A 12,872-nucleotide genomic window follows, 5' to 3' on the forward strand; every position below is an offset into this window, starting at 1 on the left:
GCTCCGGCTGCGCAGATGACCAGATCCGTCCCCGCCTCCCCGCGCCGTGTGCTGCTGGTCGAGGACGACCCGGGTGATGTGTTCCTGGTGCGGGAGCTGCTCGCGGAGGCGGATCCGGCGCTGACGGTCGTCGTGGTCCACTCCGTGGCCGAGGCCGTGGCGAGCGACCTGCTGCGGCGGGTGGACTGCGTGCTGCTCGACCTGCACCTCCCGGGCGCGCAGGGCCTCGAAGGGCTGCGCCGGGTCCTGCAAGCCCACGGCGGCGCCGCCGTGTGCGTGCTCACCGGGGTTGACGACGAACACCTCGGGGTGGCGGCGGTCGCGGCCGGAGCCCAGGACTACCTGGTCAAGGGCAAGGTGGACGGGCAGGTCCTGATCCGGGCGGTGCGCTACGCGGTGGAGCGGCGCAGGGCGGAGACCAGCCTGCTGCGGCTGCGGGAGGAGCAGCTGGCGGCGGCCGAGTCGGCGCGGCTGGAACGCGGGCTGCTGCCGTCGCCGCTGCTCGCGGGGAGCTCGGTGCGCGCCCGGTCGTTCTACCAGGCGGGCCGCACGCGCTCGCTGATCGGCGGGGACTTCTTCGACGCCGTGCTCGGTCCGACCGGCACCGTGCACGCGATCGTCGGCGACGTCTGCGGTCACGGTCCGGACGAGGCGGCGCTCGGCGCGCTGCTGCGGGTCTCGTGGCGCGCGCTCGTACTGGCGGGCCTCGATGAGGCCCAGCTGCTGCCGAAGCTGCAGCAGGTGCTGGTGAGCGAGCGACACGACCCGGCACTGTTCACCACCGTGTGCACGATCGCGATCCGGTCGGTGGCCGGCGGCCGCGGCGAGATGGTGGTGCGCCTGGCGGGGCACCCGCCGCCCGCGTTCCTGCGGCCGCGGCTGCGCAGGCTCGAGCCGCCCGTCGGAGTTCCGCTCGGCGTGCTCCCGGACGCCACGTGGGACGAGCTCACGGTGCCGCTCGACACCGGGTGGGCACTGCTCGCCTACACCGACGGTCTGATCGAGGGCCGCGGCCACGAACCCGGCGAACCCCTGTGGGAGGAGGGGCTGCACGCGATGCTGGAAGGGGAGCGGGCGACCGACCTCGAGCTGTTGCCCGCGCGTCTCGTCGAGCGGGCGCAGGAGCTGAACGGGGGTCCGCTCGCCGACGACGTCGCGATCCTCATCCTGTTCGAGGGCCAGAACCCGTGACGGTGCCCACCGAACCGGTCCGGCGCCCGCGTCGCTTCCCGCTGCGGCTGCGCCCGAACACCGCGGGCACCGGGCGCTGGCCACTCGCGCGGGTGTTCGTCGTGGGTGCGGTGCTCGCCGGTCTCGTCGCGTCCGGCACCGTCGTGCTCGGCGCCACCGCGCTGTGGCGGCTGACGGAGGCCCGAACAGCGCTGCTGGGCCAGGCCGGGCCTGCCCTGCTCGCCGTGAAGGACCTGGCGAACGCCCAGCTCGACCAGGAGACCGGCGTGCGCGGGTTCCTCCTCACGGGGCGGCCGCAGTTCCTCGAGCCCTACCGTGCGGGCGTCGCGAGCAGCCAGGACGCGGTGAACCAGCTGCGCGCCGCGACGGACGAGCTCCCCGCCATCGGCCCGGAGATCGACGCGGCGGTGCAGGCGGAGCAGGACTGGCGGCTGGGCTACGCCGAACCGGTGATCGCGGGGGACGCCACCGCGCCCGGGCCGGACGCGGGCGAGATGTATTTCGACCGGGTGCGCCGGACGACCGGCGTCGTCCAGGAGCGGCTGTCGCAGCTGCGGCTGGAAGCGCGCGAGGAGCTGGCGTCCGCCGCGTCGTTCATCGCCTGGTCGAGCGCCGCGATCGGCGTGACGCTGCTCGTCCTGCTCGCGGTGGTGGGGATCGGGCTGCGCCGGATGGTGCTGCGGCCGGTGTCCGCACTCGCCGCGCAGGTGCGCGAGGTCGTGGCGGGCGACACGGACCGGCAGGTGGACGTCGAGGGGCCGCGTGAGATCCGTGAGCTCGGGGCGGACGTCGACGCGATGCGCAGCCACATCCTGCGCGAGCTCGACCACGCCCAGGTCGTCAACCGGCGGCTGGACGACCAGGCGCGAGAGCTGGAACGCTCGAACCGGGACCTGGAGCAGTTCGCCTACGTGGCGAGCCACGACCTGCAGGAGCCGCTGCGCAAGGTGGCGACCTTCTGCCAGCTCCTCCAGCGCCGCTACGCCGGGAAGCTCGACGAGCGGGCGGACCAGTACATCGCGTTCGCCGTCGACGGGGCGCAGCGGATGCAGCAGCTGATCAACGACCTGCTGGCGTTCTCCCGGGTGGGGCGATCCACGGAGAACTTCGGCCGCGTCGATCTCGGCGCCGTCGCCGCGGCGGCCGTCGAGCAACTGGAGCAGGCGCGGGATGAGGTCGGCGGCGAGATCGTGCTCGGCTCCCTGCCGACGGTGCCGGGGGATCCCGGCCTCTTGCGGGCGCTCATGGCCAACCTGATCGGCAACGGCCTGAAGTTCCACCGCGAGGGAGTGGCCCCCGTCGTGCGGGTGGACGCGCAACGCGACGGTGCCACGTGGGCGATCACGGTCGCCGACAATGGCATCGGGATCGAACCCGAGTACGGTGAGAAGGTCTTCGTGATCTTCCAGCGGTTGCACGGGCGCGACGCCTACTCCGGCACCGGGATCGGGCTCGCGCTGGCCAAGAAGATCGTCGAGTTCCACAAGGGGCACATCGGGCTGGTTCCGAGCGATGGTCCTGGCACCACCATCCGGGTCACCCTGCCCGCGCTGTCCGAGGAGGCCGCCAAGTGAACGGCCAGCAGCCCAGGACGATCAACGTCCTGCTCGTGGAGGACGACCCGGGCGACGTCCTCATGACGCGCGAGGCGTTCGAGGAGAACCTGCACAACCGCCTGGACGTGGTCACCGACGGGGAGGCGGCGCTCGACTACCTGCGCCACGAGGAGCCGTACACCGACGCCCCCCGGCCTGACCTGATCCTGCTCGACCTGAACCTGCCCCGCCGCGACGGTCGGGAGGTGCTGCAGGAGATCAAGGCCGACCCGGTCCTGCGGCACATCCCGGTGATCGTGCTGACGACCTCGCAGGCCGAGGAGGACGTGCTGTGCAGCTACCAGCTGCACGCCAACGCATATGTCACGAAGCCGGTCGACTTCGACGGCTTCATCGAGGCGGTCAAGCAGATCGATCACTTCTTCGTGAGCGTGGTGCAGCTCCCGCCCGGTGTCCGGAGGAGTTAGCTCGATCGGAACCCCGGCCCGGTCGCGTTCGCTACCCTTCCGGCATGGGCTCCCCGGCGAACTTCGAGGCACGGTTGGCTGCCGTCGAGGCTCGCCCGGAGGAGGTGGCGGCCGGCGCCGCCGCGGCCCGGCACCTCGCCGCCGCGCGCGACCGCGATCTCGCCGACGTCACCGTGAAGGTCGACGCGGTGCGCTCCGCGGTCAACGGGCTCGGCCTGCAGACCGCTGCCCGCTTCGAGCGGCTCGAGAACAAGGTCGACACGGGCTTCGCGGAGATGCGTGCCAAGTTCGACCACATCGACGCCAAGTTCGACCAGGTCGATGCCGGCTTCATGGAGATGCGCTCCAAGTTCGACCAGACCGCCGCTGGGATGCAGCAGATCGTCGACCTGCTCACCCAGCGAGAGGACAAGGCTTAGGGTCGGACCGCGACCGCGTCGACCTCGAACAGCATGTCCGGGAGCGCGAGGCGGGCGACACCGAGGAGTGTCTGGGCGGGCGGGCGTTCGCCCCAGATGCGGGTGATCACGCGCAGCAGCGCCGCCAGCTTCTCCTCGTCGTGGTCGACGATGTAGGTGCCCAGCCGCGCGACGTGCTCGTACCCGAGCCCGGCTGCGGCGAGGGCTTTCCCGAGGTTGGCGAAGGACAGCTCGACCTGCTCGGCGAAGTCGGCCGACGGCACGCTCCCGTCCGGCCCCGACGCGTACTGGCCGGCAACGAACACGAGGCCGGGTGCGCCGGCGAGGTGGCTGTAGCCGAAGCCGACGGGGTCGTGCAGGCCCGCCGGGTTCGTGAGGGTGTGCGACATTCTCGGTTCCTTCCTCAGGTGTGCGAGCTGAACCAGCGGCGAGCGCGGTCGGGGACGCCAGGGGCAGCGCGTTCGACGGTCTCGGCGAGGCCGGCGACCGTTTGGGCCGCGAGCTCCCGGCGCCACGCGAGCTCAGCCCGCCGCATGGCCTGGTCGACGAGGCAGGGGCCGGTGACGCTCTCCGGGTCGCCGCCGAAGGGCCCCTGCTGCCGGATTTCCGCGCAGCGGAACGCAGGTTCCGGCCCCTCGATCGCCGTGACCACGTCCAGCAGGGAGATCCGCTCGGCCGGTCTTGCGAGTCGGAAGCCGCCGCGCGGACCGGGGACCGACGAGGCGATCCCCGCCCGTACGAGCGACTGGACCTGCTTGTTGAGGTACGCCGCCGGCAGGTCGTAGAAGGCCGCCAGCCTGCTGACCGGGACCGCGTCCTCTGGGCCTGCCCATGCGAGGTTGAGGCAGCAGTGGACGGCCCACTCGACCCCGCGGCTCATCTTCACAATTCTGGACAGTACATATCCAGAATCTTCTCGTCCACCTTGCCGGGGCTTTAGCGGCGCAGGGTGGTCTCGCGGTCCATGTGCGACAGCTTCTCGGGGTTGCGCACGGCGTAGAGCCCGGTGATGAGGCCGTCGTCGATGCGGAGGGCGACGACGGTGTCGAGCTCGCCGTCGAACCGGAGGACGAGCGCCGGGTGGCCGTTGACCTGCGTCGAGTGCAGCGATGCCGTGGCGGGGATGCGGCCGAGCCCGGCAGTCAGCAGGCGGGCGACCTTGTCGGCTCCCACGACGGGCTTCGGCACGGCCTGCTTGAGCCCGCCACCGTCGCCGACCAGGACGACGTCCGGGGCGAGGAGGTCGATCAGCTGTTGCAGATCGCCCGTCTCGACCGCCCGCCGGAAGGCCTCGAGCGCGTCCCGGGTCGCGGCCGGGGAGACGGTGCCGCGCGGCCGGCGCGCGGCGACGTGGGCCCGTGCCCGGTGGGCGATCTGGCGGACGGCGGCCGGCGTCTTGTCGACGGCGTCCGCGATCTCCTCGTAGGGCAGGTCGAACACCTCGCGCAGGACGAACACCGCTCGCTCGGTCGGGGCGAGCGTCTCCAGGACCAGCAGCATCGCCATCGAGACGCTGTCGGCCAGCTCGACGTCCTCTGCAACGTCGGGCGTGGTGAGCAGCGGCTCGGGCAGCCATGAGCCGACGTAGGACTCCTTGCGCCTGCCCAGCGTGCGCAGCCGGGTGAGCGCCTGCCTGCTGGTGATCCGGACGAGGTACGCGCGCTTGTCCTGCACGGTGTCGAGGTCCACCCCCGCCCACCGCAGCCAGGTCTCCTGCAGGACGTCCTCGGCGTCCGCTGCCGAGCCGAGCATCTCGTAGGCGACGGTGAACAGCAGGTTGCGGTGGGCGAGGAACGCCGCGGTGGCGGCGTCCGGCCGGTCGTCCTCGCTCATGTCAATCCTCTCGATCGCGTCGCGCACGAGACGCCGGCGGTCGCCGTCCTGTGACACCCGGACCCCTATGGCTCTCGTCACGTCGCCGCGCTGTCACACGGATCCGGCCGCCGGCATCTCGTGGTCAACCAGTGCAACACCCCGAGAGAGGACGACGTGATGGAACCCCGTATCGACCTGATGAGCACCGAGTTCGGCCCCAAGCTCGGCAAGCGGTTTGCGAACCTGGGCATGCTGATCCACCAGTCGACGCTGCCTGCGGCCACGCAGGAACTGGTGTCGCTGCGCGCCAGCCAGATCAACGGCTGCGCCTTCTGCGTCGACATGCACACCAAGGAGGCCGCGGCAGCCGGGGAGCCCGCGGTTCGGATCAACATGGTCGCCGCGTGGCGCGAGGCAACGGTGTTCACCGACGCCGAGCGGGCTGCGCTGGCGCTCGCCGAGGAGGGCACACGGCTCGCCGACGCCCACACGGGTGTGTCCGACGAGACCTGGGCCGATGTCCGCAAGCACTACGACGACGAGCAGGTCGCCGCGCTGGTGTCCCTCGTCGCGCTGATCAACGCGGCCAACCGGCTCAACGTGATCGTGCGCAACCCGGCCGGTTCCTACGAGCCCGGCATGCTCGCCGGGGCGGCGAGCTGATCACCCCGGCGGGAGCCCACGCGAGGGGTGGGCTTCCGCCGGGGTTTCGGCGCCCGGCACGTAGGCTGAGCAGCCGTGACGCCTCACCCGGCTGCCGACACCGTCAAGAACGCCGCCACCACGCCCGGCCACCCACAGCCCTATCGGGAGCTGGGGCTGAAGGACGACGAGTACGCGCGGATCCGGGAGATCCTGGGACGCAGGCCCACCGACGCCGAGCTGGCGATGTACTCGGTGATGTGGAGCGAGCACTGCTCCTACAAGTCGTCCAAGGTGCACCTGGCGTACTTCGGCGAGACCACCACCGACGCCATGCGCGAGCGGATGCTCGCCGGCATCGGCGAGAACGCGGGCGTCGTCGACATCGGTGACGGCTGGGCCGTGACGTTCAAGGTCGAGTCGCACAACCACCCGTCCTACGTCGAGCCCTACCAGGGCGCGGCCACCGGCGTTGGCGGGATCGTCCGCGACATCATGGCGATGGGCGCCCGCCCGGTGGCGGTGGCCGACCCGCTGCGGTTCGGCCCGGCGGACGCGCCGGACACCCGGCGGGTGCTGCCCGGCGTGGTCGCCGGGGTGGGGGGCTACGGCAACTCGCTCGGCCTGCCCAACATCGGCGGCGAAGTGGTCTTCGACGCGAGCTACCTGGGCAACCCGCTGGTGAACGCGCTGTGTGTGGGCGCGATGCGCACCGAGGACCTGCACCTGGCCTTCGCGTCCGGCGCCGGCAACAAGATCATCCTGTTCGGGGCGCTGACGGGGCTCGACGGCATCGGCGGGGTGTCGGTGCTGGCGTCGGAGACGTTCGGCGAGGAGACCGGCCGCAAGAAGCTCCCCTCGGTGCAGGTGGGTGACCCGTTCACCGAGAAGGTGCTCATCGAGTGCTGCCTCGACCTGTTCCACGCCGGCCTCGTCGTGGGAATCCAGGACCTGGGCGGCGCAGGCCTGTCGTGTGCCACCTCCGAGCTGGCGAGCGCCGGTGACGGGGGCATGCACATCGACCTGAACGCCGTGCCGCTGCGCGCCTCGGGGATGACGCCCGCCGAGATCCTGTCCAGCGAGTCGCAGGAGCGCATGTGCGCCGTGGTGCGCCCGCAGGACGTCGACGCGTTCCTCGAGGTCTGCCGCAGGTGGGACGTGCTGGCAAGTGTGATCGGGGAGGTCACCGCGGGCGATCGCCTCGTCATCGACTGGCACGGCGACACCGTCGTCGACGTGCCGCCGCGCACCGTCGCGCACGAGGGCCCGGTCTACCGCCGCCCGGTCGCCCGCTCGGAGAAGCAGGACGCGCTGGTCGCCGACTCACCCGAGCGGCTGCCCCGGCCGGCCGCGCCGAGCGAGCTGCACGCCGAGATCCTGCGGATGGTGGCCAGCCCGAACCTGTGCAGCCGCGCGTGGGTCACCGACCAGTACGACCGCTACGTGCGCGGCAACACCGCGGCCGCCCAGCCCGCCGACGCCGGCGTGCTGCGGATCGACGAGCGGACCGGGCGCGGCATCGCCGTCGCCACCGACTGCAACGCCCGCTTCGTGTCGCTCGACCCGTACGCGGGCACGCAGCTGGCGCTGGCCGAGGCCGTGCGCAACGTCGCGACGAGCGGCGCGGTGCCGCTGGCCGTCACCAACTGCCTCAACTTCGGCTCGCCGGAGGATCCGCACGTCATGTGGCAGTTCCAGCAGGCCGTGCGAGGGCTCGCGGACGGCTGCGCGCAGCTGGGAGTCCCGGTGACGGGCGGCAACGTGAGCTTCTACAACCAGACCGGCGAGCGGCCGATCCTGCCGACGCCGGTGGTGGGCGTGCTCGGCGTGCTCGACGACGTCGCCATGCGCGTCCCGTCGGGCTTCCGGCGCGACGGCGACACGATCCTGCTGTTGGGCACCACCCGTGACGAGCTGGGTGGCAGCGAGTGGGCGCACGTCGTGCACGGGCACCTCGGCGGTCGTCCGCCCGCTGTCGACCTGGCCGCGGAGGCCCGGCTCGCGGACCTGCTCGCGAAGGCCGCCGCTGCGGGGCTGCTCACCGGCTCGCACGACCTGTCCGACGGCGGGCTCGCGCAGGCGCTCGTCGAGGCGTGCCTCGTGGGCGGCCGTGGTGCCACCGCGCAGCTCCCGCCGATCGACCCGTTCGTCGCGCTGTTCTCCGAGTCGGCGGGGCGCGTGCTCGTCGCCGTCGCACCCGAGCACGCGTCCGACGTACTGTCCCGCGCGGCCGAGGCCGGGGTGCCGGCGCGCGAGATCGGCACAACCGGCGGATCCGCCTTGGTCATCGAAGGGGTTCCCGAGCTGCCGCTGACGGCGCTGCGCACCGCGTGGGAGGGCACGCTTCCCGCGCTCTTCACCTGACCGGCCGCACCATGTGGACCGATCGCGAGCCTGTCACCTGCCCGAAGGGTCAGGACCGGCCCGGATCGGTTACCGTTCGGCGAGTGCGGGGAGGAACCAGCGGCACGCGGATCGGCTCCGCCGTCCTGGAATGGCTCGACGGCGGTCCGGCGCCGGATCGGCCGGTGCTGCGCGCCGCCGTGAAGGAGAGCCTCGCGGCCCTCGCCGCCGCCGCGCCGGGCCACAGCGTGGAGGTGCGGGTCCCCCCACACGGGGCGATCCAGTGCGTGAGTGGCCCTCGGCACGGGAGGGGAACCCCGCCGAACGTCGTCGAGACCGATGCGCGCACCTGGCTGGCGCTCGTGGTGGGCCGCACCACGTGGGAGGCGGCGATCGAGGGCGGCACGCTGCAGGCATCGGGTATTCGAAGCGGTGAGGTCTGCAGGCTGTTGCCGTTGTGGCGGTGACAATAGGGTGCCGCTCGCTCCGGTGAATGCGAACACGTCGCGGTGGCGCAAACTCGGGCGAGGGACGGAAGATTGATCCGATCAGGGTCGAGCCGGACCGAACGGGCGACAGGAGGTGGCCGCGTGGTCGCACCGCGCAGCCTTCCCGATCCCGTCGAGTCGCCGCGTGACGCGACCGTGCGCCGCCCGTTCCGCACGGTGGAGGGCGACCGGATCGACAGGCTCGCCGGGCGCTGGGCGGAGTGCGCCTATCACGACGACCCCGGTGCGGTCGCACACCTGGCCACGCTGTTGCGCAAGCTCGCAGCCGTGCTGCGTGCCGAGCCGTTCTGGCCGCTGTCGGCGCGGGCGATCGGTGCCGAGCTGGTCACGGCGGGAGGGCGGGGCGATCCGGAGCGCAGCGACGCCGCCGACGTCGAGAGCCTCGTCGTGCCCAGCCTGCGGCTACTGCGCCGGGACGTGCCGGAGGCGTTCGGCCTGCAGGGTCCCGAGGGGGAGCGGCGCCTCTCGGCCGCCCTCGACGAGCTGGTCGCCGGTCTGGTGGGCGCCCTCCGCGATCGGATCCGGCTCGACCGGAACGAGGTGGACCGGGCCCGTCCCGCGCGGGTGTCGGCCGTGGACGGGCGGCACATCCGGGCCGTCTACGAGCAGGCCGCGGTCGGGATCGCCATCGTCGCGCTCGACGGGAAGGTCCTCGACCTCAACCCGGCGCTTCGCCGGATGTTCGGCCTCGAAGGGCCGCTCGACCAGCCGCGGCCGATGTCGGACTTCGTGCATCCCGACGACATGGTCGACGTCGTCGAGCGCCTGAAGCGCCTCGCGGGCGGCGGCGAGCCCGACGTCGTGCGCATGGAGATGCGGCTCGTGCGCGTCGACTCGCGGGTGATGTGGGTGCACGTCACGGCGTCGCGCGTGCTCGGGGAGGACGGTGCTCCCTCACACGTCGTCGGGTTGGTCGAAGACGTGTCGGACCGCCACCGGCTGTGGTCGCGCCTGCGCGAGGCCTCGTTCGCCGACCAGCTCACCCGGCTGCCGAACCAGGCGGTGGCCGACCAGTGGCTCCACCGCGCGTTCGCGGTCGGCGGGCCGTCCCGGGTGGGCATCTGCGCCCTCGACGTCGACGGCTTCCACGCGATCAACGACGAGCTCGGCCAGCAGATCGGCGACCGGCTGCTGCTCGGCGTGGCGGGGCGACTGCACCTCGCCGCCGGTAACAACGTCGTGTGCCGCACCGGCGACGACGAGTTCGTCGTGCTCGTCGCCGAGCCAACGGGCAGCTCGGACGTCAGCAGGCTCGCCGACCGGCTCCAGGCCGCGCTGGCCACGCCGTTCCACATCGACGGGCAGACGCTCGTCGTCTCCGCGAGCATCGGGGTGGCCGAGAGCCCAACGTCCCGTGGGAGCGCAGCCGAGCTGCTGCGCGCCGCCGACGTCGCCCGCGGATGGGCGCGAGCGCTCGGCGGCGGGCGGCGCATCGTCTTCGACCCCGAGCGCGACGCGGCGGAGGCCGCGCGGTTCGCCCTGCTCTCCGGGCTGCGCGGGGGGATCGAGCGCGGCGAGTTCCGCCTCGTCTACCAGCCGCTCGTGCGGCTCGCCGACGGCCGGGTGCGCGGCGCGGAGGCGCTGTTGCGCTGGCAGCACCCCGACCAGGGCGTCGTCGGGCCGGGCCGGTTCATCGAGCTCGCCGAGCACAGCGGTGCGATCGTCCCGCTGGGCCGCTGGGTGCTCAGGGCCGCGTGCGAGCAGGCGGCGGGCTGGTGGCGCGAGTTGGGGGACGAGGCGCCGTTCGTCAGCGTGAACGTGTCGCCGGTGCAGCTCGCCGAGCCGACGTGGGTGCACGAGGTCGCCCGCGTGCTGGCCGAGACCGGCCTGCCCGCGGGCCAGCTGCAGCTGGAGATCACCGAGCAGGCCGTGCTCGGCGACGAGCTGGTGGTCCTCGACGCCCTCAGCGAGCTGCGGCAGGCGGGAGTCCGGATCGCGCTGGACGACTTCGGCACCGGCTACTCGAGCCTCGCATGGCTGCGCAGGCTCCCCGTGCACGGCCTGAAGATCGACGGGTCGTTCATCGACGGGCTGCGCAACCCGTCCGCCGACCCCACCGACACCTCGATCGTCCGTGCGCTGATCGAGCTCGCCCACGCGCTCGGCCTCGAGGTCACCGCCGAGTGGGTGGAGACCGCCGTCCAGGCGCAGCGCCTCGCGGAGCTGGGCTGCGATGTCGGGCAGGGCAGGTGGTTCGGTGACGCCGGTCCCGGGGAGTGGGTCCCGGAGCTTTCCCGGCGTAGCATCGGCCGCTGAGCGGCCTGTTGCACAAGAAGCGTGCCGCCAGATTGTGCCGTCTGCGAGGAGCGTGTTGTGGGCCCGAGTTCCGCCCGGAACGAGCAGCCGACCGAACGCAAACCGGAACCCGACCTCGACCTCATGGCCCACGATCCGGAACCGCGCGAGGAGTGTGGGGTTTTCGGGGTATGGGCGCCCGGCGAGGACGTCGCCAACCTCACCTACTACGGGCTCTACGCTCTCCAGCACCGCGGCCAGGAGGCCGCGGGCATCGCCGTCTCCGACGGGCGCCGGATGGTCGTGTTCAAGGACCTCGGGCTGGTCAGCCAGGTCTTCGACGGGCAGACGCTCTCGTCGCTGAAGGGCCACCTCGCCGTCGGCCACTGCCGCTACTCCACCACCGGCTCCACCACGTGGGAGAACGCGCAGCCCACCTTCCGCACCACGGCCACCGGCAGCGGTATCGCGCTGGGCCACAACGGCAACCTCGTCAACAGCGCTGAGCTGCGCGACGAGATCCTGGCCGCCAGGGCTGGGTTGCCCGCCGAGCGCGGCACGATCCCGGCCAGCACCGACTCCGACCTTGTCGCCGAGCTGCTGGCCGTCACTGCCGCCGACACCGGCGTCGAGGAGGCGGCGCTGCGCCTGCTGCCGCGGGTGCGCGGGGCGTTCTCACTGGTGTTCGCCGACGAGCAGACGCTCTACGCGGCGCGCGACCCGCACGGCGTCCGGCCGCTCGTGCTCGGCAGGCTCGAGCGCGGTTGGGTGGTGGCGAGCGAGACCGCCGCGCTGGACATCGTGGGCGCGTCGATGGTGCGCGAGGTCGAGCCGGGTGAGCTGCTCGCGATCGACGCGGGCGGCCTGCGCAGCTCCCGGTTCGCCGCCCCGGAGCCCAAGGGCTGCGTCTTCGAGTACGTCTACCTGGCCCGCCCCGACACCGCCATCTCCGGGCGCTCGGTGCACGCGGCCCGCGTCGAGATCGGGCGCAGGCTCGCAGGGGAGCACCCCGTCGAGGCCGACCTGGTGATCCCCGTGCCCGAGTCCGGCACCCCCGCGGCCATCGGGTACGCACAGGGCTCCGGCATCCCCTACGGCCAGGGGCTGGTCAAGAACCAGTACGTCGGCCGCACGTTCATCCAGCCCAGCCAGACGATCCGGCAGCTGGGCATCCGGCTCAAGCTCAACCCGTTGCGCGACGTCATCCGCGGCAAACGGCTCGTCGTCGTCGACGACTCGATCGTGCGGGGCAACACCCAGCGCGCGCTCGTGCGCATGCTCCGCGAGGCAGGGGCCGTCGAGGTGCACGTCCGGATCGCGTCCCCTCCGGTGCAGTGGCCGTGCTTCTACGGCATCGACTTCGCCACCCGGGCCGAGCTCGTCGCGAGCGGCCTCGACACGGAGGGCGTGCGCCGGTCCATCGGCGCCGACACCCTCGGGTACGTCTCCGTCGACGGGATGGTCGCGGCCAGCGAGCAGCCGCGCACCAGGCTGTGCACGGCCTGCTTCACCGGCGAGTACCCGATCCCGCTGCCCGAGGAGGCGCGGCTCGGCAAGCACCTGCTCGAGAACATCCCTCTCCCGGAGATCGCTGTACCGGAGATCGCTGCACCGGAGAACGTATCGGGGACCGCGGCCCCCGCGTCGCTCTCGGTCGGCTACGGCGCGGCCGACGCGCTCGGCCGGCCCTGAACC

Annotated in this window: 12 protein-coding genes; 9 read left to right on the top strand and 3 right to left on the bottom strand. The window is 72.5% G+C overall.

What is annotated here, in order from left to right:
• The first annotated feature begins 15 nt into the window (after window positions 1-15).
• Genes K1T35_RS02285 through K1T35_RS02300 form a run of 4 tightly spaced genes read left to right on the top strand, consistent with a single transcriptional unit; the run spans window position 16 to window position 3,633 of the window.
• A complete protein-coding gene (locus tag K1T35_RS02285) occupies window positions 16-1,191 on the top strand; it encodes a PP2C family protein-serine/threonine phosphatase (RefSeq protein WP_220258539.1) in 1,176 nt (391 codons plus the stop codon).
• On the top strand, window positions 1,188-2,765 hold the full coding sequence (locus K1T35_RS02290) for an ATP-binding protein (RefSeq protein ID WP_220258540.1): 1,578 nt from the start codon (window positions 1,188-1,190) through the stop codon (window positions 2,763-2,765). The genes K1T35_RS02285 and K1T35_RS02290 overlap by 4 nt, the downstream gene beginning before the upstream one ends.
• Window positions 2,762-3,214 (top strand): response regulator, encoded by a 453-nt coding sequence (locus tag K1T35_RS02295; RefSeq protein WP_255621496.1) that lies wholly within the window; start codon window positions 2,762-2,764, stop codon window positions 3,212-3,214. Before K1T35_RS02290 ends, K1T35_RS02295 begins: the two co-directional genes overlap by 4 nt.
• Window positions 3,215-3,258: 44 nt before the next feature.
• Window positions 3,259-3,633 carry a hypothetical protein gene (locus K1T35_RS02300; RefSeq protein ID WP_220258541.1) on the top strand — a complete coding sequence of 125 codons (375 nt, stop codon included), beginning with the start codon at window positions 3,259-3,261 and terminating at the stop codon, window positions 3,631-3,633.
• Here the strand turns inward: K1T35_RS02300 and K1T35_RS02305 are convergent.
• The 3 genes from K1T35_RS02305 to K1T35_RS02315 are packed head-to-tail and all read right to left on the bottom strand — an operon-like array spanning window position 3,630 to window position 5,466.
• On the bottom strand, window positions 3,630-4,022 hold the full coding sequence (locus K1T35_RS02305; protein ID WP_220258542.1) for a RidA family protein: 393 nt from the start codon (window positions 4,020-4,022) through the stop codon (window positions 3,630-3,632). The genes K1T35_RS02300 and K1T35_RS02305 overlap by 4 nt on opposite strands.
• A gap of 14 nt (window positions 4,023-4,036) precedes the next feature.
• Complete coding sequence (locus K1T35_RS02310) at window positions 4,037-4,513, bottom strand: Rrf2 family transcriptional regulator (protein ID WP_255621497.1); 477 nt, start codon at window positions 4,511-4,513, stop codon at window positions 4,037-4,039.
• Between the two features lie 56 nt (window positions 4,514-4,569).
• Window positions 4,570-5,466, bottom strand: a complete 897-nt coding sequence (locus K1T35_RS02315; protein ID WP_220258544.1) for an RNA polymerase sigma-70 factor — start codon at window positions 5,464-5,466, stop codon at window positions 4,570-4,572.
• Window positions 5,467-5,625: 159 nt separating this feature from the next.
• Here K1T35_RS02315 and K1T35_RS02320 point away from each other — a divergent pair, with 159 nt between their 5' ends.
• The 5 genes from K1T35_RS02320 to purF all read left to right on the top strand — a co-directional run bounded on the left by K1T35_RS02320 (window position 5,626) and on the right by purF (window position 12,869).
• Window positions 5,626-6,111, top strand: a complete 486-nt coding sequence (locus K1T35_RS02320) for a carboxymuconolactone decarboxylase family protein (RefSeq protein ID WP_220258545.1) — start codon at window positions 5,626-5,628, stop codon at window positions 6,109-6,111.
• Between the two features lie 75 nt (window positions 6,112-6,186).
• Window positions 6,187-8,454, top strand: a complete 2,268-nt coding sequence (gene purL, locus K1T35_RS02325) for a phosphoribosylformylglycinamidine synthase subunit PurL (protein WP_220258546.1) — start codon at window positions 6,187-6,189, stop codon at window positions 8,452-8,454.
• Between the two features lie 83 nt (window positions 8,455-8,537).
• A complete protein-coding gene (locus K1T35_RS02330; RefSeq protein WP_255621498.1) occupies window positions 8,538-8,900 on the top strand; it encodes a sterol carrier family protein in 363 nt (120 codons plus the stop codon).
• 123 nt (window positions 8,901-9,023) lie between these two features.
• Complete coding sequence (locus K1T35_RS02335) at window positions 9,024-11,198, top strand: bifunctional diguanylate cyclase/phosphodiesterase (RefSeq protein ID WP_220258548.1); 2,175 nt, start codon at window positions 9,024-9,026, stop codon at window positions 11,196-11,198.
• Window positions 11,199-11,321: 123 nt separating this feature from the next.
• Window positions 11,322-12,869, top strand: a complete 1,548-nt coding sequence (gene purF, locus K1T35_RS02340) for an amidophosphoribosyltransferase (RefSeq protein WP_220262336.1) — start codon at window positions 11,322-11,324, stop codon at window positions 12,867-12,869.
• The last annotated feature ends 3 nt before the right edge of the window (window positions 12,870-12,872 follow it).

The organism is Pseudonocardia sp. DSM 110487, assembly GCF_019468565.1.
Classification (GTDB): domain Bacteria; phylum Actinomycetota; class Actinomycetes; order Mycobacteriales; family Pseudonocardiaceae; genus Pseudonocardia.